This is a genomic window from Pseudomonas sp. P9_2 (genome assembly GCF_034008255.1).
GTDB classification, from domain to species: Bacteria; Pseudomonadota; Gammaproteobacteria; order Pseudomonadales; family Pseudomonadaceae; genus Aquipseudomonas; species Aquipseudomonas synxantha_A.
Map to the genome: position 1 here is coordinate 2,056,102 of NZ_CP125376.1, position 21,758 is coordinate 2,077,859.

At 62.4% G+C, this 21,758-nt stretch carries 19 protein-coding genes; 16 read left to right on the plus strand and 3 right to left on the minus strand.

Annotation, left to right across the window (positions count from 1 at the left end; genetic code table 11):
- The first annotated feature begins 6 nt into the window (after positions 1-6).
- The 4 genes from QMK52_RS09070 (at position 7) to QMK52_RS09085 (ending at position 9,022) form a co-directional block, all read left to right on the plus strand.
- Positions 7-531, plus strand: a complete 525-nt coding sequence (locus QMK52_RS09070) for a chemotaxis protein CheW (protein WP_005792252.1) — start codon at positions 7-9, stop codon at positions 529-531.
- Positions 528-2,579, plus strand: coding sequence for a methyl-accepting chemotaxis protein (locus QMK52_RS09075; RefSeq protein WP_005792250.1), 2,052 nt, complete (start codon positions 528-530; stop codon positions 2,577-2,579). Before QMK52_RS09070 ends, QMK52_RS09075 begins: the two co-directional genes overlap by 4 nt.
- 175 nt (positions 2,580-2,754) lie before the next feature.
- On the plus strand, positions 2,755-8,574 hold the full coding sequence (locus QMK52_RS09080; protein ID WP_320404024.1) for an Hpt domain-containing protein: 5,820 nt from the start codon (positions 2,755-2,757) through the stop codon (positions 8,572-8,574).
- Positions 8,567-9,022, plus strand: a complete 456-nt coding sequence (locus QMK52_RS09085) for a chemotaxis protein CheW (RefSeq protein ID WP_005792246.1) — start codon at positions 8,567-8,569, stop codon at positions 9,020-9,022. Before QMK52_RS09080 ends, QMK52_RS09085 begins: the two co-directional genes overlap by 8 nt.
- A 135-nt stretch (positions 9,023-9,157) precedes the next feature.
- On the opposite strand, the gene QMK52_RS09090 is transcribed toward QMK52_RS09085, so the two are convergent.
- Entirely contained in the window at positions 9,158-9,445 is a 288-nt protein-coding gene (locus QMK52_RS09090; protein ID WP_005792245.1) for a HigA family addiction module antitoxin, read from the minus strand.
- A 435-nt stretch (positions 9,446-9,880) separates the two neighbouring features.
- Between QMK52_RS09090 and QMK52_RS09095 the strand changes: the two genes are divergently transcribed.
- The 10 genes from QMK52_RS09095 (at position 9,881) to madM (ending at position 17,623) form a co-directional block, all read left to right on the plus strand.
- Positions 9,881-10,135 carry a DUF6124 family protein gene (locus QMK52_RS09095; RefSeq protein WP_005792244.1) on the plus strand — a complete coding sequence of 85 codons (255 nt, stop codon included), beginning with the start codon at positions 9,881-9,883 and terminating at the stop codon, positions 10,133-10,135.
- A 358-nt stretch (positions 10,136-10,493) separates the two neighbouring features.
- A complete protein-coding gene (mdcA, locus tag QMK52_RS09100) occupies positions 10,494-12,164 on the plus strand; it encodes a malonate decarboxylase subunit alpha (RefSeq protein ID WP_320404025.1) in 1,671 nt (556 codons plus the stop codon).
- Positions 12,165-12,998 (plus strand): triphosphoribosyl-dephospho-CoA synthase, encoded by an 834-nt coding sequence (locus QMK52_RS09105; protein ID WP_005792242.1) that lies wholly within the window; start codon positions 12,165-12,167, stop codon positions 12,996-12,998.
- Positions 12,998-13,297 carry a malonate decarboxylase subunit delta gene (locus QMK52_RS09110; RefSeq protein WP_005792241.1) on the plus strand — a complete coding sequence of 100 codons (300 nt, stop codon included), beginning with the start codon at positions 12,998-13,000 and terminating at the stop codon, positions 13,295-13,297. Before QMK52_RS09105 ends, QMK52_RS09110 begins: the two co-directional genes overlap by 1 nt.
- Positions 13,290-14,132, plus strand: coding sequence for a biotin-independent malonate decarboxylase subunit beta (locus QMK52_RS09115; RefSeq protein ID WP_320404026.1), 843 nt, complete (start codon positions 13,290-13,292; stop codon positions 14,130-14,132). Before QMK52_RS09110 ends, QMK52_RS09115 begins: the two co-directional genes overlap by 8 nt.
- Positions 14,129-14,899 carry a biotin-independent malonate decarboxylase subunit gamma gene (mdcE, locus tag QMK52_RS09120; RefSeq protein WP_005792239.1) on the plus strand — a complete coding sequence of 257 codons (771 nt, stop codon included), beginning with the start codon at positions 14,129-14,131 and terminating at the stop codon, positions 14,897-14,899. The genes QMK52_RS09115 and mdcE overlap by 4 nt, the downstream gene beginning before the upstream one ends.
- Positions 14,893-15,489 (plus strand): malonate decarboxylase holo-ACP synthase, encoded by a 597-nt coding sequence (locus QMK52_RS09125; RefSeq protein ID WP_320404027.1) that lies wholly within the window; start codon positions 14,893-14,895, stop codon positions 15,487-15,489. The genes mdcE and QMK52_RS09125 overlap by 7 nt, the downstream gene beginning before the upstream one ends.
- The gene (gene mdcH, locus QMK52_RS09130; protein ID WP_005792237.1) at positions 15,486-16,385 is read left to right on the plus strand and encodes a malonate decarboxylase subunit epsilon; all 900 of its coding nucleotides are present in this window, start codon (positions 15,486-15,488) and stop codon (positions 16,383-16,385) included. The genes QMK52_RS09125 and mdcH overlap by 4 nt, the downstream gene beginning before the upstream one ends.
- 67 nt (positions 16,386-16,452) lie before the next feature.
- Complete coding sequence (gene madL, locus QMK52_RS09135; RefSeq protein WP_046069910.1) at positions 16,453-16,857, plus strand: malonate transporter subunit MadL; 405 nt, start codon at positions 16,453-16,455, stop codon at positions 16,855-16,857.
- A gap of 1 nt (position 16,858) precedes the next feature.
- Positions 16,859-17,623 carry a malonate transporter subunit MadM gene (madM, locus tag QMK52_RS09140; protein ID WP_046069909.1) on the plus strand — a complete coding sequence of 255 codons (765 nt, stop codon included), beginning with the start codon at positions 16,859-16,861 and terminating at the stop codon, positions 17,621-17,623.
- Between the two features lie 121 nt (positions 17,624-17,744).
- On the opposite strand, the gene QMK52_RS09145 is transcribed toward madM, so the two are convergent.
- A complete protein-coding gene (locus QMK52_RS09145; RefSeq protein WP_320404028.1) occupies positions 17,745-18,659 on the minus strand; it encodes a LysR substrate-binding domain-containing protein in 915 nt (304 codons plus the stop codon).
- 144 nt (positions 18,660-18,803) lie between these two features.
- On the opposite strand from QMK52_RS09145, the gene trhA reads away from it, so the two are divergent.
- The gene (trhA, locus tag QMK52_RS09150; RefSeq protein WP_005792233.1) at positions 18,804-19,421 is read left to right on the plus strand and encodes a PAQR family membrane homeostasis protein TrhA; all 618 of its coding nucleotides are present in this window, start codon (positions 18,804-18,806) and stop codon (positions 19,419-19,421) included.
- A 24-nt stretch (positions 19,422-19,445) separates the two neighbouring features.
- Here trhA and QMK52_RS09155 read toward each other — a convergent pair whose 3' ends face one another.
- Positions 19,446-20,348 (minus strand): LysR family transcriptional regulator, encoded by a 903-nt coding sequence (locus QMK52_RS09155; RefSeq protein WP_194439472.1) that lies wholly within the window; start codon positions 20,346-20,348, stop codon positions 19,446-19,448.
- A 108-nt stretch (positions 20,349-20,456) separates the two neighbouring features.
- Between QMK52_RS09155 and QMK52_RS09160 the strand changes: the two genes are divergently transcribed.
- Positions 20,457-21,698, plus strand: a complete 1,242-nt coding sequence (locus QMK52_RS09160; protein ID WP_005792230.1) for a D-amino acid dehydrogenase — start codon at positions 20,457-20,459, stop codon at positions 21,696-21,698.
- The last annotated feature ends 60 nt before the right edge of the window (positions 21,699-21,758 follow it).

Genomic DNA, 21,758 nt, shown 5'->3' on the forward strand with positions numbered 1-21,758 from the left:
GCGATCATGACCGAGTCGCAAACTGCTTTCGAGCTGCTGCTGGACATCGACCGCCGTTGCCGCCTGCTGGCCGCCGACCTGCCGTCCCAGGAAACCCGCCTGCAACGCTGGAGCGGTATCGGCTTTCGCCTGGGGCCACACTGGTACGTGGCGCCCATGGGCGAGGTCGCCGAGGTGTTGCATGAACCGCGCTGCACCTTGATGCCGGGGGTCAAACCCTGGGTCAAGGGCGTGGCCAACCTGCGCGGGCGCTTGCTGCCGGTGCTGGACCTGGGCGGTTTCCTTGGCCTTGAGTTGTCCAAGGCGCGCAAGCAAAGGCGGGTGTTGGTCGTGGAGTTCAATGACGTGTTTGTCGGGCTGCTGGTAGACGAAGTGGTCGGTATGCAGCACTTCCCATTGGATGCCTGGATAGCCAGCACCGCGTCCGGCGCGCCGTTTATCCAGGGCCAGTTCGACGGCGACCCGCAGTGGCAAGTCTTCAGCCCCTTCGCTTTGGCCCAGGCCCCTGGCTTCATGGATGTCGCCGCATGAGCACCGTTACCACGCCCAAACCCCAGGCCGCTTCGCGCAGCCGTTCGCAGATCATTGTGCTGTTTATCGCCTTGATCGTGTTCATCATGTTGCTGTTCGCCAACTTTGCGTACCTCAACACCCAGTCCACCTACGACAAGCAGTACATCGGCCACGCCGGTGAGCTGCGCGTGCTGTCCCAGCGCATTGCCAAGAACGCCACCGAAGCCGCCGCCGGCAAGGCCGCCGCGTTCAAGCTGTTGGGCGAGGCGCGCAACGATTTTGCCCAGCGCTGGGGCTACCTGAAAAAGGGTGATCCGCAAACCGGCTTGCCCGCCGCACCCAGCGCGGTACGCGCCGAAATGCGTGCGGTGCAGACCGACTGGGAAGCGCTGCTGAAAAACACCGATGCGATCCTCGCCAGCGAACAGACCGTTCTGTCCCTGCATCAGGTGGCTGCGACCCTGGCCGAAACCGTGCCGCAACTGCAGATGGAGTCGGAAAAGGTCGTCGATATCCTGCTGCAACGCGGCGCCCCGGCCAGCCAGGTGGCGTTGGCCCAGCGCCAGTCGCTGCTGGCCGAGCGGATCCTGGGGGCGGTCAACACCGTGCTTGCGGGCGATGAAACCGCCGTGCAGGCCGCCGATGCCTTCGGTCGCGACGCCAACCGTTTTGGCGTGGTGCTCAACGGTATGCTCAACGGCAACCCCGGGCTGCGTATCACTCAGGTCGAAGACCCTGACGCCCGTACGCGGTTGGCGGAGATTGCAGAGCTGTTCGAGTTTGTCTCAGGCTCCGTGGATGAAATCCTCGAAACCTCGCCGCAGTTGTTCCAGGTGCGGGCTTCGGCGAGCCATATCTTCAACCTGTCGCAAACCCTGCTCGATGAAGCCTCGCACCTGGCCACCGGTTTTGAAAACCTCGCCGGCGGGCGCAGTTTCGACACCATCGGCGGCTATCTGCTGGGCCTGTTGGCGCTGGCCTCGATCATCCTGATCGGCCTGGTGATGGTGCGCGAAACCAACCGCCAACTGCGTGAAACCGCCGAGAAGAACGAGCGCAATCAGAACGCGATCATGCGCCTGCTGGATGAAATCGAAGACCTGGCCGACGGCGACCTCACCGTCACCGCCTCGGTTACCGAAGACTTCACCGGCACCATCGCCGATTCGATCAACTACTCCGTGGACCAATTGCGCGACCTGGTCGCCACCATCAACCTGACGGCCGGGCAAGTCGCCGGTGCGGTGCAAGACACTCAGGCCACCGCCATGCACCTGGCCCAGGCGTCGGAGCATCAAGCGCAGCAGATTGCCGAAGCGTCTACCGCGATCAACCAGATGGCGCAGTCGATCGACCAGGTATCGGCCAACGCCGCCGAGTCCTCAGCGGTGGCAGAGCGCTCGGTTGAGATCGCCAACAAAGGCAACGAGGTGGTGCACAACACCATCCATGGCATGGACAACATTCGCGAACAGATCCAGGATACCGCCAAGCGCATCAAGCGCCTGGGCGAGTCGTCCCAGGAAATTGGCGACATCGTCAGCCTGATCGACGACATTGCCGACCAGACCAATATCCTCGCCCTCAACGCCGCGATCCAGGCCAGCATGGCAGGCGATGCCGGGCGCGGTTTTGCGGTGGTGGCCGATGAGGTGCAACGCCTGGCCGAGCGCTCGTCGGCGGCCACCCGGCAGATCGAAACTCTGGTGCGGGCGATCCAGGCCGACACCAACGAAGCAGTGATCTCCATGGAGCAGACCACCACCGAGGTGGTGCGCGGCGCACGCCTGGCCCAGGATGCCGGGGTCGCGCTGGAAGAGATCGAAGGCGTGTCGAAAACCCTGGCGGCGCTGATCCAGAGCATTTCCAATGCGGCGCAGCAGCAGACGTCTTCGGCTGGGCAGATTTCCCTGACCATGAATGTGATCCAGCAGATCACCACCCAGACGTCGTCGGGGTCGACCGCGACCGCCGAGAGCATTGGTAACCTGGCGAAGATGGCCAGTCAGTTGCGCAGGTCGGTGTCGGGTTTCACCTTGCCGCCACCCAAGCAGGTGGACGATTGAAATACGACCTGAAGAACGCCACAGTCCAATTGTGGGAGCTGGCTTGCCTGCGATAGCGGTCTGTCAAATACAGATGTATTGCTGACCCACCGCTATCGCAGGCAAGCCAGCTCCCACATTGGATCTCCATTGTTTGTGAGATACCAGCAACCCACGAATTCAAAGCGGAGCAGTTATGGTTGATCGGCACGACTACGTGGCCCTCGAATGGGTCAAGGGCGACATTGCCGAAACCCTGAAACAGGCCCGTTCGGCGCTGGACGCTTACGTTGAAACCGGCGACGGCGACACCCTCGACAATTGCCTGGCCGGGATCCACCAGGTGCATGGTGCGCTGCAAATGGTCGAGTTCTACGGCGCGGCGCTGTTGGCCGAAGAGATCGAGGAACTGGCCCTGGCGCTCCAGACCGATCGCGTCAGCCAGCGCGAAGAAAGCATCCGCCTGCTGCAACAAGCCCTCGGCCAGTTGCCGCTGTACCTGGACCGCGTACACAGCGCCCGCCGCGACCTGCCGCTGGTGGTACTGCCGCTGCTCAACGACCTGCGCACTGCGCGGGGTGAAAGCCTGCTGTCGGAAACCAGCCTGTTCAGCCCGCAACTGCTGTCGATCGCGCCGCTGCCTGATGAAACACTGGCCCAACGTGCAACGCCGCAGTTGCATGAGCAGTTGCGCCAATGGCACCCCCTGCTGCAACAAGCCCTCGCCGGGTTGCTGCGTGAAGACCACGGCCCGAGCAACCTGGAAGACATGGCACGGGTGTTCGCACGCCTTGAGGCGTTGTGCCAGGGCGCGCCGTTGTTACCGCTGTGGCAGGTGGCCTCGGCACTGGTCGAGGGCATGTTGACCGGCGTGGTCGCCAACAGCCCGGCGCTGCGCAGCCTGCTCAAGGCCAGCGGCAAGCAACTCAAGCGCCTGCTGGCCCAGGGCATTGGCGGCATCAATCAGCCTGCGCCGGATGAACTGCTCAAAAGCCTGTTGTTTTACGTGGCCAAAGTCACCCGACCGACGCCGCGCATGCAAAGCCTTAAAGAGCGCTACGGCCTGGATGAAGCTTTGCCCGACAGCGCCGTGGTCGACGCCGAGCGTGCGCGAATGGCCGGGCCGGACCGCAATGCCATGGGGTCGGTGCTCGGTGCCTTGTGTGAGGAGCTGGTGCGGGTCAAGGAGCGCCTCGATCTGTTCGTACGCAGCGACCGTCAGCACATCGACGAACTCGACGCGCTGCTGGCGCCCCTGCGGCAGATCGCCGACACCCTCGCCGTACTGGGTTTTGGCCAGCCGCGCAAAGTGATCATCGACCAGTTGGCTGTCGTGCTGAGCCTAGCCCAGGGGCAACGCGAACCCAATGACGCGGTGCTGATGGACGTGGCAGGCGCGTTGCTCTACGTCGAAGCCACGCTGGCGGGCATGATCGGCACGGTGGAGCCGCAAAGCCGCGAAGAAAGCCGGCTGCCCACCACCGACCTGACCCAGATCCATCAGTTGGTGATTGCTGAATCCTGCCAGTGCCTCAAACAAGCCAAGGAACTGGTGATCGACTGCATCGAAGCCCATTGGGACCGCCAGCGCCTGGAGTCCTTGCCGCAATTGCTGAGCCAGGTGCGTGGCGCGCTGGCGATGATCCCGTTGCCGCGTGCGGCGAGCCTGATGCGCGGCTGCACCGATTATGTCGACGAGCAGTTGATGATCAGCGACGTCGCGCCTTCGCCGGTGCAACTGGAGCAGTTCGCCGATGTGATCAGCAGCCTGGAGTATTACCTGGAACGCATGCTCCAGGACCCTGACGCCGCTGGCGAGCGTGTGCTGGAGCGGGCCACCCAAAGCCTGGCGGCGCTGGGTTATCTGCCGGCCGAAAAACCCTGGCGCCAGGCATTGGTCGCGCCCGATGGCGCACTGTCGACCGAACAGGCACCGAGCCAATCCCAATTTGACGCACTGGCAAGCCCCACGTCAGGCCTTAATCCTCCGGCTCTGCAACGCCCCGGCAGACTGTTGCCACCGCCGGCGGGTGAAGAGCCGATTGACGATGAGCTGCGCGAAGTCTTCCTCGAAGAAACCGACGAAGTCCTCGACGTGCTGCACCGCAACCTGCCCAACAGTACGGACAAAACCGCCCAGGGCGAAATGCGCCGTGCCTTCCATACGTTGAAGGGCAGCGGTCGCATGGTCCGTGCCCTGGTGCTGGCCGAACTGGCCTGGGCCGTGGAAAACCTGCTCAACCGTGTGTTGGAACGCAGCGTCGCCCTTGGCGCCGAGGTGCAGCAGGTGCTGGATGAGGCCGTGGCCGTGCTGCCGGAATTGATCGCCGATTTTGCCATCGACGACCAACGCCAGCGCGACGAAGTCGACGCCCTGGCCGCCCGCGCCCATGCCTTGGCCAGTGGCGCGGCAACAACCGCTGGCGAGCCCCATGACCCGATGCTGATGGAGATCTTCCGCAACGAAGCCCAGAGCCATCTGGACAGCCTCAACCACTTCCTGCACCACGCCGCCGAACAGGTGCCGTTGCAGGTCAGTGATGAACTGCAACGCGCCCTGCATACGCTCAAGGGCAGCGCCTACATGGCCGGGGTGTTGCCCATCGCCGAACTGGCGCGCCCCCTCGACCACCTGACCCGCGAATACAAGGCCCATCGCTTGCCCCTGGACCTGGACGAAGTGGAGTTGCTGCTGGAGGCCCAAGGGCTGTTCCAGGGTGGACTGCGCGACCTGGACAGCGATCCCCTGGCACCCATCCAGGGCGCGGCGGATCTGATCAGACGCACCCAAAGCCTGTTGGACCAGCAGCTTGCCGCGTTGCTCGAAGCCCCTGGCAGCGGCCTGCCGATCAAGCGCGATCGGCATCTGATCACCAACTTCCTGGCCCAGGGCATGGACATTCTGCTCGACGCCGACAACCTGTTGCGCCGCTGGCAGCAACATCCCGGCGAACGCCAGGAACTGACCGCCTTGCTGGATGAGCTGACCACCTTGGGGGAGGGTGCACACATCGCTGACCTGCACGCCATCGACGCGTTGTGCGAGGCCTTGCTCGACCTGTATGGCGCTGTGGAAGAAAGCAGCCTGGCGGTCAGCGAGCGGTTTTTCCATGAGGCGGAACAGGCTCATGAGGCGCTGATCAACATGCTCGACCAACTGGCTGCCGGCCAGGAAATCAGCCCGGCGCCTGCGCGGGTACAAGCCTTGCACGCGTTGCTGGATGACGCGCTGGACCCGTCCGCCACCGGCCTGATCAAAAGCGACGGCAGCCGCGCCCTGAGCATTTCGGAACTGGGCGCTGCCACTGCGCAGTTGGATCAGCAAACAGCCATGGATGATGAGATTGTCGACATCTTTCTTGAGGAGGCCGTCGATATCCTCGACAGTGCCGGGCAGTCCCTCAAGCGCTGGTTGCTGGAGCCCGAAAGCGCCGCGCCGTTGTCCTCACTGCAACGGGACCTGCACACCCTCAAGGGCGGTGCGCGCATGGCCGAAATCGACCCGGTGGGCGACTTGGCCCATGAGCTGGAGTGCCTGTACGAGGGCCTGGTGGACCGCCGCTACAGTTACACCCCCGAGCTGTCCCAGGTGCTGATGGCCAGCCACGAACGGTTGGCCTTGCAACTGGAAGAACTGCAACAGCAGCAGCCTTTGAGCGACGCTGCCGAGCTGATCGCCAAACTGCGTGAGCTGCGCCAGAACAGCGCGCCGGCGACTCCGGCTGCGGCGGCGCCGGCCTCGGGTGCAGACCCTGAATTGCTGGATATCTTCCTCGAAGAGGCCGCCGATATTCTCGACAGTTCAGGCAGCGCGTTGCTGCGCTGGCAGGCCGAGCCGGGCAACCGCCAGGAAGTCGAAACCCTGCTGCGTGACCTGCACACCCTCAAGGGCGGGGCGCGCATGGTGGAGATCGGGCCGATTGGCGATTTGGCCCATGAGCTGGAGTTTCTCTACGAGGGGCTATCCGCCGGGTTGCTGGCGCCGACCCCAGAGCTGTTTGCGCTGCTGCAAGGTTGCCATGATCGTTTGGCGCAGATGGTCGACGCCGTAGCGGATGGGCTGCCGGTGGGGGCGGTGGACAAACTTATCGAGCGCATCAAAAGCCTGGTGCACCCCAGTGTAGAGCCGGTGGTGCCCGTGGCGTTGCCTGCGGGCAAGGCTGAAGCCGTGGTCGACCCCGCTGCCGACATGGTGAAAATCTCCGCCGAACTGCTCGACGACCTGGTTAACCTCGCCGGTGAAACCTCGATTTTCCGTGGCCGTATTGAGCAGCAAGTCAACGATGCGCGCATTGCATTGAATGAAGTGCAAACCACCATCGAGCGGATGCGCGATCAATTGCGCCGGCTCGACAGCGAAACCCAGGGGCGCCTGCTCAGTCGTCAGCAGGCCGAGGCCGAACGCCTGGGCTACGAAGAGTTTGACCCACTGGAAATGGATCGCCATTCGCAGTTGCAGCAGCTGTCCCGCGCGCTGTCCGAATCGGCCTCCGACCTGCTCGACCTCAAGGACACCCTGGAGCAGCGCCATCAGGATGCCCACGATTTGCTCCAGCAACAGGCGCGCATCAACACCGAATTGCAGGAGGGCCTGATGCGCACGCGCATGGTGCCTTTCGAGCGGATGCTGCCACGCCTCAAGCGCATCGTGCGCCAAGTGGCGCAAGAGCTGGGCAAGGACGTGGAGTTCATCGTCGGCAATGCCGAAGGCGAGATGGACCGCAACGTGCTCGAACGCATGGCGGCGCCACTGGAACATATGCTGCGCAATGCCGTCGACCACGGCCTGGAATCGCGCGAGGTGCGGTTGCAGGCGGGCAAGCCGGAAAAGGGGCGCATTACCCTGGACCTGACCCACGAAGGCGGCGACATCGTCTTTGACATGCGTGACGACGGCGCCGGCGTGCCCCTTGAAGCGGTGCGACGCAAGGCGATCAAGCGCGGCCTGCTCGGCCCGGATCAAACCATCAGCGACCGCGACGTGCTGCAGTTCATCCTGCAGCCGGGCTTTTCCACGGCAGAAAAAATCACCCAGATCTCCGGGCGCGGCGTGGGTATGGACGTGGTACACGAAGAAGTGCGCCAACTCGGCGGTTCGATGGTGATCGATTCGACGCCGGGGGCGGGCGTGCATTTTCGCATTCGCTTGCCGTTTACGGTGTCGGTCAATCGGGCGCTGATGGTGCAATGCGCAGACGACCAATACGCGATTCCCCTCAACACCATCGAAGGTTTGGTGCGCGTGCTGCCCCATGAGCTGGCGGGGCACTACCAGCAAGACCCGCCGCACTATGAATATGCCGGCCAGCGCTACGAGTTGTTCTACCTGGGCGACCTGCTGCACACCGTCAGCCGCCCGAAACTGCTGGGCCAGTATCAGCCGGTGCCGGTGCTGCTGGTGCACTGCAATGAACGGCGCGTGGCGGTGCATGTGGACGCCATGGCCGGAACTCGGGAGATCGTGGTCAAGGGGCTGGGCCCGCAGTTTGCCGGGGTGCAGGGCTTGTCCGGGGCGACCATTCTCGGCGATGGCCGCGTGGTGTTGATCATCGACCTGTTGGCGCATATCCGCGCCCGCCAACCGGCCTTGCCGGCCCAGGCAGTGGATGTGCCACTGGTCCTCAACGACCCGCTGAAAAAACGCCCGCTGCTGGTGCTGGTGGTGGACGACTCGGTCACTGTGCGTAAAGTCACCAGCCGCCTGCTGGAGCGCAACGGCATGAACGTGCTCACCGCCAAGGACGGCATCGACGCCCTCGCCGTACTTGAAGAACACACCCCGGACCTGATGCTGCTCGACATCGAAATGCCGCGCATGGACGGCTTTGAAGTGGCCATCCAGATCCGCAACGACCCGCGCCTGATGCGCCTGCCGATCATCATGATCACCTCGCGCACCGGCCAGAAACACCGCGACCGCGCCATGGCCATTGGCGTCAACGACTACCTCGGCAAGCCGTACCAAGAGTCGGTGCTGCTGGAAAGCATCGCCTACTGGAGCAAGTCCCATGCTTGACCACCGCGCCAGCCAACTCACCGGCCTGCTGCTGCCCCTGGCCGACCGCCACCTGGTGCTGCCCAACGTGGCCATCGCCGAGCTGATCGACTTCCAGCGCGGCGAACCGGCCAGCGATGCACCACCGTGGTACCTGCGGCAAGTGACCTGGCGTGATCGGCAAATCCCCTTGATCAGCTTTGAAGCCGTGTGCGGTGAAGCCAGCGTGACCGGCGAACGCTCGCGGATCGTAGTGTTGAATGCCTTGGGTGGCAGGCCCACGTTGAAATTCATTGCACTGGTGATCCAGGGCATTCCCCGCTCGTACAAACTCGACAGCGAGTTGAGCTATGTGGACGTGCCGCTGTGCCCGCTGGAACTGGCGGCGGTGCAGGTGGGCGAGCAGGTGGCGAAGGTGCCGGATTTGATGGGGCTTGAAGCGTTGTTGGTAGAGTCCGGCCTGGCCTGAACATAAGCCTTGTGAAATTCCAATGTGGGAACTGGCTTGCCTGCGATAGCGGTGGGTCAGCAATACATCTGTATTTGACAGACCGCTATCGCAGGCAAGCCAGCTCCCACACTGAATTGTGCTTGGCCCAAGATCTCAATCAATCCGCGCAAACCGCTCAATTACCGGTTGCTCCCGATGCTCGGCCTGCCATAAGTCGTAGGCACTTTGCATCGACAACCATAATTGGGCTTTACTCACGCCAGCCCGTTCCAACCGAACGGCAAGGTCCGGGCTGACCGGGGCGTGGCCATGCAAGATCCTTGAAAAAGTCTCGCGGGCGAAGCCAAGACGTCGCGCCATCTCGGTAATGGTGATGCCCAGGGCTGGGATAACGTCCTCAAGTAAAATTTCACCTGGGTGAGGTGGGTTGTGCATCGGCATGTTGGTGCGTCCTTCGACTATGGGCATTCAACCGTGAAGGCTAGAAAGACTAGTTCCAAGCAACAACCCCAAAACGCTGTATGAAACTTCCTGCATGCTCTTCGACATAAAAGGCTTCGGATTTTTCCTGCAAGATTTTGGGCCGCGCATGAACTTGTGGTGAGAGGTCCGCACGCCTAGTCTTCGTCCCGTCATCGCAAAAAACGGTGACACGGACGTGCAAGTCCGGTTACATGTCGGCGCACCAACGCCCATAGCCATTCAACGGGCGTTTTTTATGCCTGCTGTACTCGTTATGGCGGCTGTGCGTGGGAGACTCTTCGGAGTCTGCCGGGGTCCGATATGCCCGGTCTTGCACACCTGCGCACAGCTGCCACCTTGATTCGCGTGCAAGCGGAAGAGGGCAGCTTCCATCACATATCGGAGCTGTAAATCATGATCAAACCTACCCCCAATCCACCCCTCTTCACCGTAAACCCCCACCAAAACACCGAAACCCTGCTGGTCAACGCCAGCGAAACCCTGTCCTCCCTCAACGCACTCACCTGCAACCTGGCTTTCGACCTGGACACTTCCCAGCGCGCCGTCATGCTTGGGATCCAGCAAATGGCAGAGTTCGGTCAGTTGTTGGTCGATAGGGCACTTGAGCAAATCAGCCCTTCGCCGGAATTTTCAAACGGTCCCAAATAGGGACTGATCGGTCCTTGTTTGGGACCGCTATCTAGCAGGCGCTACTAAGCAAGTGTGGGAGGGGGCTTGCCCCAATGTCAGTCAGTTAAGGACTTTTTGTAGGAGCGAGCTTGCTCGCGAAAAACTCACAGGCGCTGCGTTCATTCAGCAAGCCCCCGTTATCGTTGACGTTTTTCGCGAGCAAGCTCGCTCCCACCGTAGGCGATGACCGCTTAACTGACTGGCATTGGGGCAAGCCCCCTCCCACATTTTGAGCTTTGTTACTCCAGGCGTAACGGTCTGCCGCTGAGCTTGATTGATGGCCCCCGAATTCACTCCTAAGGTACAGCCCCACGACAGCAAACCCCGTGGAGCGACCATGACAACAACCATCACCCCCGACTCGCGCTGGACGCGGCGGCGCGACGAGAAGCAGCGGCGGCTCGGGCTGGTCAAACAGTATGCAGACGGGGCGGTGTTGCCCAGCGACAGGGTCGTCGAGGCCCTGGAAGCGCTGATCCTCCCAGGCGACCGCGTGGTGCTGGAGGGCAACAACCAGAAGCAGGCCGACTTCCTCTCGCGCTCCCTGGCTAAGGCCAACCCGGCCAAGCTCCACGATTTGCACATGATCATGCCCAGTGTCGGGCGCGCCGAGCACCTGGACCTGTTCGAAAAAGGCATCGCCCGCAAGCTCGACTTTTCCTTCGCCGGCACTCAATCCCTGCGCATCAGCCAGCTGCTGGAAGATGGCCTGCTGGAAATCGGCGCGATCCATACCTACATCGAACTCTATGCGCGTCTGGTGGTGGACCTGATCCCCAACGTGGTGCTTTCCGCCGGCTTCATGGCCGACCGCGCCGGCAATATCTACACCGGCGCCAGCACCGAAGACACCCCGGCGCTGATCGAACCCGCGGCGTTCAGCGATGGCATTGTCATTGTGCAGGTCAACCAGTTGGTGGATGACGTCACCGACTTGCCCCGCGTGGACATCCCCGCAAGCTGGGTCGATTTCGTGGTGGTGGCCGACAAGCCGTTCTACATCGAACCGCTGTTCACTCGCGACCCGCGCCATATCAAACCGGTGCATGTGTTGATGGCGATGATGGCGATCCGTGGCATCTACGAAAAACACAATGTGCAGTCACTCAACCATGGCATCGGCTTCAACACCGCCGCCATCGAATTGATCCTGCCCACCTACGGCGAATCCCTGGGGCTCAAGGGCAAGATCTGCCGAAATTGGACCCTCAACCCACACCCCACGCTGATCCCGGCGATTGAAAGCGGTTGGGTCGAGAGCGTGCACTGCTTCGGCACCGAACTGGGTATGGAAAACTACATCGCCGCCCGCCCGGATGTGTTCTTCACCGGCCGCGACGGCTCGATGCGCTCCAACCGCATGTTCTGCCAACTGGCCGGCCAGTACGCGGTGGACCTGTTTATCGGCGCCACCCTGCAAGTCGACGGCGACGGGCATTCCAGCACCGTGACCCGTGGCCGCCTTGCCGGTTTCGGTGGTGCGCCGAATATGGGCCACGACCCACGTGGTCGTCGGCACGGCACACCGGCCTGGCTGGATATGCGCCATGACGATGCGCCCGAGGCCTTGCTTGAGCGCGGCAAAAAACTTGTGGTGCAAATGGTCGAGACCTTCCAGGAGGGCGGCAAACCGACCTTTGTCGACACCCTCGACGCGGTGGAAGTGGCACGCAAAAGCGGCATGCCGCTGGCGCCGATCATGATCTACGGCGACGACGTTACCCACTTGCTCACCGAAGAAGGCATCGCCTACCTCTACAAGGCGCGCTCCCTGGAAGAGCGCCAGGCAATGATCGCTGCCGTCGCCGGGGTGACGGCAATCGGTATGCGCCATAACCCCAAGGACACCGCCCGTATGCGTCGCGAAGGCTTGATCGCCTTGCCCGAAGACTTGGGTATCCGCCGCACCGATGCCACCCGCGAACTGTTGGCCGCCAAGAGCGTGGCCGACCTGGTGGAGTGGTCCGGTGGCTTGTACAACCCGCCCGCCAAATTCAGGAGCTGGTAAATGCGCGCTCTCAAACAGCATGAACTGAGCCTGGCCGATCGCCTGGCGGATATGGCCGTCGACGCGCTGATCGATGAAGCGGATTTGTCGCCTAAACCCGCCTTGGTAGACCGGCGCGGCAACGGCGCCCACAGCGATTTGCACCTGGGCCTGATGCACGCCTCGGCGCTGTCGTTGTGGCCGATGTTCAAGGAAATGGCCGAGGCCGCCCTTGAATTTGGTGAAGTCGGTGTACCCCTGCGTGAAGCGCTCGGCCGTATTGGCCGTGAAGGCGAGCAAGCGATGCTCATCACCACCCACGGCGTAAATACCCATCGCGGTGCGATCTGGGCCCTTGGTTTGCTCACTGCTGCAGCGGCCCTGCAACCACGTGCCGTTACGCTGAATGCAGCCAAACTGGCGCTGATTAACGATCGCTTTGCGCCGCAACCACTAAGCCATGGCGCACAGGTCGCGCAACGCTACGGCGCACGCGGTGCTCGCGAAGAGGCACAGCTGGGTTTCCCCTCGGTGATGCAACGCGGCCTGCCGCAATTGCATAAAAGCCGCGGGCAAAACGCCGGTGAGCAAAATGCCCGCCTGGATGCCTTGCTCGCGATCATGACCGAGCTGGCCGACACCTGCGTGCTCTACCGCGCTGGCTACGAAGGCTTGACCACCATGCAACAGGGCGCCCAGGCCGTGCTCGATGCCGGTGGCAGTGCAACCCTTGCGGGCCGCCGCCAACTGCACGCCCTGGACCAGCAACTGCTCGCCCTGAATGCCTCCCCTGGCGGCGCTGCTGACTTGCTGGCCGCTTGCCTGTTTATCGACCGCCTCGACGGAGCGTTGTGATGGAAACCTTATCCTTTGAATTCCCTGCCGGGCAGCCGCCAAAAGGCCGTGCGCTGGTGGGGTGTGTCGGTTCCGGCGACCTCGAAGTGCTGCTGGAACCAGGCACCGCCGGCACGCTGACTATCCAGGTGCAGACCTCGGTGAATGGCGCGCAGCAACGTTGGCAGCACCTGTTCGAACGCATCTTCCAGGAGCAGACACCGCCTGCATTGAAGATTGATATCCACGATTTCGGTGCCACCCCCGGCGTGGTGCGTTTGCGCCTGGAGCAAGGTTTCGAGGAGGTCGGCCATGACTGAATTGCTCACCAAGCACAGCTTTGTCGAACTCGGTGCGCGGCAGCGCGCCAAGGCGCTGCTGGATGCTGGCACCTATCGCGAGTTGATCGACCCGTTCCAACGGGTCATGTCGCCGTGGCTCAGCCGTCAGGGCGTAGTGCCCCAGGCGGATGACGGCGTGGTCATCGCCAAAGGCAGCGTCGCTGGTCTACCGGTGGTGATTGCCGCGATCGAAGGTAACTTCCAGGGCGGTAGCCTTGGCGAAGTCGGCGGCGCGAAGATCGCAGGCGCTCTGGAACTGGCCGCCGAGGATAACCGCAACGGCATCCCGACCCGCGCCGTATTGCTGCTGGAAACCGGCGGCGTGCGCTTGCAGGAAGCCAACCTGGGCCTTGCGGCGATTGCCGATATTCACGCTGCGATTGTCGACCTGCGTCAGTACCAGCCGGTGGTCGGTGTGGTGGCGGGCAGTGTCGGTTGTTTCGGTGGTATGTCCATCGCGGCCGGGCTATGCAGTTACCTGGTGGTCACCCGTGAAGCGCGCCTGGGTTTGAATGGCCCGCAGGTCATCGAACAGGAGGCCGGCCTGCAAGAGTACGACTCCCGCGACCGGCCTTTCATCTGGAGCCTTACCGGCGGCGAGCAACGTTTCAACAGTGGCTTGGCCGACCGTTACGTGGCGGACGATGTGGTGCAGATCCAGCAGACCGTGAGCGCGCTGTTGCAACAAGGTGCGCCCGAACAACCCCGCAGCCGGCGCGCTGATTTCTACCTGTCGCGCCTGGCCGAACTCGACGCAACCGCGCAAATCGAACCCGCAACGGTTCGCGCTCTGTATCAGGGAGAACGCTCATGAGAGGGTTGCAGTGGTTCAACGCATTGAGCGTCGGCGCGACACTCGTAGAGGGCTTGCCGGACTCATTGAAAGTCGCAGACGGCGTATTGGGTGAACAGGCGGTGCGCTTTATCGCCGTGGTCCCCGACCCCAATAACCGCTTCCCGCGTGCACGCAATGGCGAAGTCGGGTTGCTGGAAGGTTGGGGGCTTGCCAAGGCCGTCGATGAAGCCATCGTGACGGGTGACAAACGCCCCATCATCGCCATCGTCGATGTGCCCAGCCAAGCCTATGGTCGCCGTGAAGAAGCCCTCGGCATTCACCAGGCCCTGGCCGCCGCTGCCGACAGCTACGCTCGCGCACGCCTGGCCGGCCACCCGGTGATTGCACTGCTGGTGGGCAAGGCCATGTCTGGCGCATTCCTGGCCCACGGTTACCAGGCCAATCGCTTGATTGCCCTGCGCGACCCTGGGGTGATGGTGCATGCCATGGGCAAGGCTTCGGCGGCGCGGGTGACGCTGCGCAGCGTCGAAGAATTGGAAGCCCTGGCCGCCAGCGTGCCGCCGATGGCCTATGACATCGACAGCTATGCCAGCCTGGGTTTGCTCTGGGAGACCTTGTCGGTGAGCCAGATTGAACAGCCGACGCCGGACGATGTGGTACGGGTCAGCGATTGCCTGGTGCATGCCATCAACGATGTCGCGCAGCCCGATTTAAAAGGACGTCTCGGTGCGACTAATCGCGCCGCCTCAAGCCACGTACGTCAACTGCTGCGGGAACAATGGTGAACGCCCACGATTTGCTCTGGGGCATGATGCCGGCGCATCTGCCCGCTGGCGCTCCGGCCTGGGCGCGGGACGCGCTGAGCGCCGGTCATCCAGTAGTGGTGCGGCGCGCCATTACCGAAGCGGGTCAAGTGGCGGTTGGCGTACGTGGGCGTCTACGTGAGCAGCGTTATGGGGCGGTGATGCCTGTTGCTGCGGTGCAACGGCGCGTGGCGCCCGAAGACTTGCGCCAGGTGATCTCGCCACGGGATTTACCGGCGCTGCGGGCGCTCCATCAACTGCGGCCAGTGTTGGCGCAGTATCACTGGGGCGTCAGCGGCAGCGCCGGATTTGAATTGGCGAGCGGCGTCGAAGCGTTGCATGCCATGAGTGACCTGGATTTGATCCTGCGCACGCCCGAGCCGCTTGATCGCAACTCGGCGCGTGCATTGCTGGCGAAACTCGACACCGCGCCATGCGCCGTTGACCTGCAATTGCAAACCCCGTTTGGTGCTGTTGCCTTGCGCGAATGGGCCGCAGGCTCACACCGCGTACTGCTCAAAACCGTTGGCGGCGCACACCTTGTGCTCGACCCCTGGCAGGCCGTGGCATGAGCAGCCTGATGGTGTTTCCGGGGCAGGGCGCCCAGCGCGTGGGCATGCTCCAGGCGCTATCGGCCGAGGTTCTGGAAGAAGCCAGTGATGCCTTGGGTGAAGATGTTCGTCGGCTCGATTCGGCGCAAGCCTTGGCGAGCACGCGTGCGGTGCAACTGTGCCTGCTGATCGTCGGCGTTGCCCATGCACAGCAGTTGCGCCATACGCCTGACTACGTGGCGGGCCTGTCCATCGGCGCTTACCCGGCCGCCGTCATCGCCGGCGCTCTGGACTTCGCTGATGCGCTGAAACTGGTCAGCCTGCGTGGCGAGCTGATGCAACAGGCTTATCCACAGGGCTACGGCATGACCGCCCTGATCGGCCCCGATTTATCCACGGTTGAAGCCTTGCTGGCAGATATCCACAGCGCTGCAACTCCGGTGTATCTGGCCAATATAAACGCCGACAACCAGACCGTGATCGCCGGCAGCAATGAGGCGATGCAGCGTGTCGCCGAGCGCATCAAAGGCAACGGCATCGCCAAGCGTCTGGCAGTGAGCGTGCCGTCCCACTGTGCGCTGCTGGAAGCGCCGGCCAAGGTGCTTGCCCAAGCGTTCGTGCCACTCAAGGCGCCGCGTATCTCCTACCTGAGCAGCACGCGCGCGCGACCTATCCACAACCCCGAGCAACTGCGCGATGACCTGGCTTTCAATATGTGCCGCGTCGTCGACTGGCGCGGCACCGTGCAAAGCGCCTACGAGCGTGGCGTACGCCTGCAAATCGAACTGCCCCCGGGCGCGGTGCTCACTGGTCTGTCACGTCGCGTGTTCGAACAAGGCACGGTGATCGCCTGCGAAGGCGCACGCCTGGATACCTTGCAGGCCCTGCTGCAAGAGGAGGAACGCCGCCACCGATAAAGCAGCACCCAAGGCTTTCGAAGCACAAAAACAACAATTTCGAACGAGCACTTTGAGGACAACAATAATGATTATCTACGGTGTGGCATTGCTGGCGATCTGCACGCTTGCAGGCGTGATCATGGGCGACATGCTTGGCGTGTTGCTGGGCGTCAAATCCAACGTAGGCGGCGTGGGGATCGCGATGATCCTGCTGATCTGCGCGCGGTTGTGGATGCAAAAGCGCGGTGGCATGACTAAGGACTGCGAGATGGGCGTGGGCTTCTGGGGCGCCATGTACATCCCGGTGGTGGTGGCGATGGCGGCGCAGCAAAACGTAGTAACGGCGCTGCATGGCGGCCCGGTTGCAGTGCTCGCGGCCATTGGTTCGGTCGTGGTGTGTGGCTGCACCATCGCCTTGATCAGCCGCACCCACAAGGGCGAGCCCTTGCCGCCCGAAGAGCCGCTGATTCTCGTTGCGGGAGGTCGCTGATATGTGGGACCTCATTGAAAAAGGTTTGGAACATAACGGTCTGATTACCGCTTTCGCGTTCGTTGGCGTGGTGATGTGGATTTCTGTGGTGCTGTCCAAGCGCCTGACGTTCGGGCGCATTCATGGCTCGGCGATTGCCATTGTTATCGGCCTGGTCTTGGCCTGGGTCGGCGGCACGCTTACGGGTGGGCAAAAGGGCCTGGCGGACCTTGCGCTGTTTTCCGGGATCGGCCTGATGGGCGGTGCGATGTTGCGTGACTTCGCCATCGTCGCCACGGCGTTCGAAGTGCAAGCCACCGAGGCGCGCAAGGCCGGGATGATCGGCGTGATTGCACTGCTGCTGGGCACGATCCTGCCGTTTATTGTTGGCGCGAGCATGGCCTGGGCCTTTGGTTATCGCGATGCGATCAGCATGACCACTATCGGAGCTGGCGCTGTAACCTACATCGTCGGCCCGGTGACCGGCGCGGCGATTGGCGCGACCTCGGATGTGATGGCGCTGTCGATCGCAACGGGGTTGATCAAGGCGATACTGGTGATGGTTGGCACGCCGGTGGCGGCACGCTGGATGGGCCTGGATAACCCGCGTTCGGCGATGGTGTTCGGTGGGTTGGCCGGCACCGTGAGTGGTGTGACGGCGGGCCTGGCGGCGACGGATCGGCGGCTGGTACCGTATGGCGCGCTGACGGCGACGTTCCATACCGGGCTTGGGTGTTTGCTTGGCCCTTCGCTGCTGTACTTCATTGTGCGTGGGTTGGTGGGGTAGGTTTGCAGATTGTGGTGTTTGATCGGGCGCAATCGGGGGCAAGCCCCCTCCCACACTTGACCGAGTTTCAACCTGAGAATGCGGTCAAAATGTGAGAGGGGGCTTGCCCCCGATGGCATTTTCAAGCCTGGCGATTGGCATACATCCGACACTCTGCCAACAACGCCAGCAGGTTCGGGTCACGCTCCTTGGCCTTCAAGAACACCACGCCGATCTGCTGCTGCAACTGATACCGGGGTTGCAGCGGTATCAGCTTCACGCGGTTTTCATACACTGCTGCAATCCGCCCCGGCAGCAAGGCATAACCCACCCCTGAACTGACCATGCTCAGCAGGGTGAAGATGTCGTTCACCTGCATCGCCACCTTCGGCTCGAACCCCGCCTGCTTGAACACCCGATTGCCGTCCTGGTGCGTGGCAAAACCCTGGGTGAGGGTGATGAAGGTGGCGTCGCGCACGTCGGCCAGGTCGATTTCCAGATTGCGATCCAGAGGCGAATCGGCCGGGGTGGCGAGGAAGATGTCATCGCTGAACAGGGCGATCTGCTCACAGTCGGGGTCGTTGGCGTGTTCGTCGAGGGAGATGAGGATCGCGTCGACTTCCATGTTCTTGAGTTTGTAGAGCAGGTCGAAATTGGAGCCGAGGATCAGGTCGATGTTGAGTTCGCTGCGGCGGATCTTCAGGCCCATGATCAGTTGCGGTACGGTTTTTACCGTCAGCGAATACAGCGAGCCGAGCTTGAAACGCTCAGCGGAGAAGCCGGCGGCTTCGCGGGTCAGGCGTACGCTGTCGACCACATCGGCCACCAGTTTTTGTGCGCGTTCTTCAAGCACATAGGCGCTTTCCAGCGGGGTGAGGTTGCGACCTTCGTGTTTGAACAGCGGGCAGCGCAGGGCATTTTCCAGGGAGTGGATGGCGCGATGAACGCTGACATTGCTGGTTTGCAACTCGGCGGCGGCGCGGGCCAGGTTGCCGGTGCGCATGAACGCCAGGAAGATTTCCAGCTTCTTGAGGGTGAACTCTTCGTCGATCAGCATGGCCGTGGGCTCTTGTTCGATTGCGCTCGATTGTGCCTGCAAACGCAGCCCTCGTCGCTGGAACGTCACACGCTGCTTGCACTCTTATGCGCAAGGCTGGAGGCTTGCCGACAGTCGTCAACGATGAGGGGAGGTTAACGATAGATGTATCACGGGGAACGGTTCAACGCCTGGAGCCATTTGCTCGGTGCAGTCGCGGCGTGTATTGGCGCCGTGTGGATGTTGGTGGTGGCGAGCCTGGACGGCAGCCCCTGGAAGATCGTCAGCGTGGCGATTTATGGCTTTACCCTGATGGTGCTGTACAGCGCGTCGACCGTGTACCACAGCGTGCGGGGGCGGCGAAAAGAGATCATGCAAAAGGTCGATCACTTTTCGATCTACCTGTTGATCGCCGGCAGCTACACACCGTTCTGCCTGGTGACTCTGCGCGGGCCGTGGGGCTGGACGCTGTTCGGGATTGTGTGGGGGCTGGCGGTGATCGGCATCCTGCAGGAGATCAAGCCGCGCTCGGAGGCGCGGATTCTGTCCATCGTGATCTACGCGGTGATGGGCTGGATCGTACTCGTGGCAGTCAAGCCGCTGATAGCGGCGCTGGGCACGGCAGGGTTTATCTGGTTGGCGTCGGGCGGCGTGTTGTACACCGTGGGCATCATCTTTTTTGCCCTGGAAGATCGCCTGCGCCATTCCCATGGGATCTGGCATTTGTTTGTGATTGGCGGCAGCCTGCTGCATTTTGTGGCGATCATGCATTACGTGCTTTGAATGTGGGAGGGGGCTTCGGTGGTATTAGAGACGTGCCAGTAGCTCACAGGCGCGACTGCCGAAGATCTGCAGCAGCTTGGCCAGCATATGCGGCGGTGGTTCATCGCCACGGGTCAGGGCGTAGAGGGTGATCGGCAGGGGGGGCGTGAGGGTGCGGATGCAGGTGGTTGCCGTCGATGCGCCGAGGGCGGTAAAGGGGTCAATGACCGTCAAACCGGCGCCTGACTCCACCATCGCCCGGGCCAGGGAATAGGTTTGCACCGAGAGGGTCACGCGTGGCGGTGGATCGACGTTCTCCAGGTAGCTGTCCAGCTTGGTCGCCAGCGGATCAGCACTGGACAGCCCGATCAATGGCGCGCCCGCCAGTTCGCTCAGCGGCAATGGCTGGTTGATTTCAGCCGCCGACCAATAGCCCTTGGACGCCAATGCAACCAGCACGCCATTGGCCAGCACCTGGGTGGTCAACCCAGGATGGCCGGAAAAGTTGAGGGTCAGCGCCAGGTCGATTTCGCGCATCAACAACTTCTGGACCAGCTCACGGCTATGGTCGCTGGACAGCTCGCAAGCCATGTCGGGGTATTCGCGCTTCCATTCCAGAATCGCCGGAGGCAGCAGCGACAAGGCCAACGCCGGAATCGCACCAATGCGCACGCTTTGCCCTGGGGCGCGGCGCAGGCTCTTGGCTAGACGCCTTACACCTTGCAAGCTCTCGGTGACTTTCTCGACTTCGCTTTCCAGTGCCAAGGCTTCCGGCGTGGGCTGCAATTTGCCGCGCACCCGCAGAAACAGCGCAAAGCCCAGCTGCAATTCGGCGTGCTGCAACACTTTGGTCACCGCTGGTTGCGAGACGTGCAGCAACTGCGCGGCAGCACTGATCGAGCCAGTCTGGCGAATGGCCTGGAAGATTTCGATATGACGCAAGCGCATGGCAAGTCCATAACCTTTGTTTATAGGTGACCCATCTTTATTCATTGTCGGTGGCCTGTCACCTGCGCCTACGCTTGGTCTTCAGTTAATCAACGGTCGGGGGCTGGGATGGCCAGGCAGGTTTGCATCATCGGTGGTGGGGTTATCGGCTTGGCCAGTGCTTATGCTTTGGTACGGGCTGGCCATGAGGTAACGGTGATCGACGCCCGCGATACCTTGGGCAGCGAAACCAGTTTCGCCAACGGTGGGCAGCTGTCCTATCGCTATGTTGCGCCATTGGCCGACGCGGGCGTGCCGCTGCAGGCGATTGGGTGGCTGTTGCGCGGCGACTCGCCGCTGAAGCTGCGCCCACGGCTTGACCTCCAGCAATGGCGCTGGATGGCCGCGTTCATCGGTGCCTGCCGGGGCTCGGTGAACAAGCGCAACGCTGCCCACTTGCTGCGGCTGGCGAGCCTGAGTCAAGGCACCTTGCAGCAATGGCGTGTCGATGATCGCCTGGACGGCTTCGACTGGCGGCGCAACGGCAAGCTGGTGACCTTTCGCAATGCCGAGACGTTTGAGCGTGCACGCGCCAACGTCACTGACATCCTGCAGCAGCAGGTCCTGTCGATGGCCGATTGCCAACGCCTGGAACCTTCGTTGGCGGTGCAGGGTTTTGTCGGAGGCATCTATACGCCCAGTGAAGAAGTTGCAGACTGCCATTCCTTTTGCCAACGCCTGGCTGCAAGGTTGGAAGCGTCCGGGCGTTGCACATTTTTGCTGGGGCGCAAGGTTACCGGGATTCGTCACGCCGACGGTGCGGTGCAGGCCATCGAGTTGGGCCATGAAGTGATGCCGGTCGACCAACTGGTATTGGCTGCCGGGCATCGCAGCGCCGAGTTGGCATTGCCGCGCTTGTCCCTGCCGCTGTATCCGCTCAAGGGCTACAGCCTGAGCGTGCCGATCGGCGCGCAGCACAAGGCGCCGAACGTGAGCATCACCGACTATGACCGCAAGATCGTTTACGCGCGCATTGGTGAGCAACTGCGGATCGCGGCCATGGTGGATATTGTCGGCTTTGATGCGCGTCTTGAGCCCAAGCGCCTGGCGTTGATAAAGCGTCAGGCGCTGGAAACGTTTCCTTTGGCCGGTGACTACGCCCATGCGGTCGAGTGGGCCGGTATGCGCCCGGCAACACCGACGGGCGTGCCGTTGATCGGTGCCAGCGCCTACCGCAATTTGTGGTTGAACCTGGGGCATGGCGCACTGGGCTTCACCCTGGCCTGCGGTAGCGGCCAACTGCTGGCCGAGTTGATCGATCAGCGTTCCCCTTCCATTGATATGCAGGGCCTGACGCCCCGCGCCGCTTGAGGATACCCCTGTAACGCGGCGTGATTGCGGTACGTAAATAACCTCAAAAACCAACGGAGA

Excerpts from the sequence above, each read along its gene's own strand:
- QMK52_RS09070 (WP_005792252.1), top strand. The coding sequence starts at position 7 with ATGACCGAGTCGCAAACTGCTTTCGAGCTGCTGCTGGACATCGACCGC.
- QMK52_RS09075 (WP_005792250.1), top strand. The coding sequence starts at position 528 with ATGAGCACCGTTACCACGCCCAAACCCCAGGCCGCTTCGCGCAGCCGT.
- QMK52_RS09080 (WP_320404024.1), top strand. The coding sequence starts at position 2,755 with ATGGTTGATCGGCACGACTACGTGGCCCTCGAATGGGTCAAGGGCGAC.
- QMK52_RS09085 (WP_005792246.1), top strand. The coding sequence starts at position 8,567 with ATGCTTGACCACCGCGCCAGCCAACTCACCGGCCTGCTGCTGCCCCTG.
- QMK52_RS09090 (WP_005792245.1), bottom strand. The coding sequence starts at position 9,445 with ATGCCGATGCACAACCCACCTCACCCAGGTGAAATTTTACTTGAGGAC.
- QMK52_RS09095 (WP_005792244.1), top strand. The coding sequence starts at position 9,881 with ATGATCAAACCTACCCCCAATCCACCCCTCTTCACCGTAAACCCCCAC.
- mdcA (WP_320404025.1), top strand. The coding sequence starts at position 10,494 with ATGACAACAACCATCACCCCCGACTCGCGCTGGACGCGGCGGCGCGAC.
- QMK52_RS09105 (WP_005792242.1), top strand. The coding sequence starts at position 12,165 with ATGCGCGCTCTCAAACAGCATGAACTGAGCCTGGCCGATCGCCTGGCG.
- QMK52_RS09110 (WP_005792241.1), top strand. The coding sequence starts at position 12,998 with ATGGAAACCTTATCCTTTGAATTCCCTGCCGGGCAGCCGCCAAAAGGC.
- QMK52_RS09115 (WP_320404026.1), top strand. The coding sequence starts at position 13,290 with ATGACTGAATTGCTCACCAAGCACAGCTTTGTCGAACTCGGTGCGCGG.
- mdcE (WP_005792239.1), top strand. The coding sequence starts at position 14,129 with ATGAGAGGGTTGCAGTGGTTCAACGCATTGAGCGTCGGCGCGACACTC.
- QMK52_RS09125 (WP_320404027.1), top strand. The coding sequence starts at position 14,893 with ATGGTGAACGCCCACGATTTGCTCTGGGGCATGATGCCGGCGCATCTG.
- mdcH (WP_005792237.1), top strand. The coding sequence starts at position 15,486 with ATGAGCAGCCTGATGGTGTTTCCGGGGCAGGGCGCCCAGCGCGTGGGC.
- madL (WP_046069910.1), top strand. The coding sequence starts at position 16,453 with ATGATTATCTACGGTGTGGCATTGCTGGCGATCTGCACGCTTGCAGGC.
- madM (WP_046069909.1), top strand. The coding sequence starts at position 16,859 with ATGTGGGACCTCATTGAAAAAGGTTTGGAACATAACGGTCTGATTACC.
- QMK52_RS09145 (WP_320404028.1), bottom strand. The coding sequence starts at position 18,659 with ATGCTGATCGACGAAGAGTTCACCCTCAAGAAGCTGGAAATCTTCCTG.
- trhA (WP_005792233.1), top strand. The coding sequence starts at position 18,804 with ATGTATCACGGGGAACGGTTCAACGCCTGGAGCCATTTGCTCGGTGCA.
- QMK52_RS09155 (WP_194439472.1), bottom strand. The coding sequence starts at position 20,348 with ATGCGCTTGCGTCATATCGAAATCTTCCAGGCCATTCGCCAGACTGGC.
- QMK52_RS09160 (WP_005792230.1), top strand. The coding sequence starts at position 20,457 with ATGGCCAGGCAGGTTTGCATCATCGGTGGTGGGGTTATCGGCTTGGCC.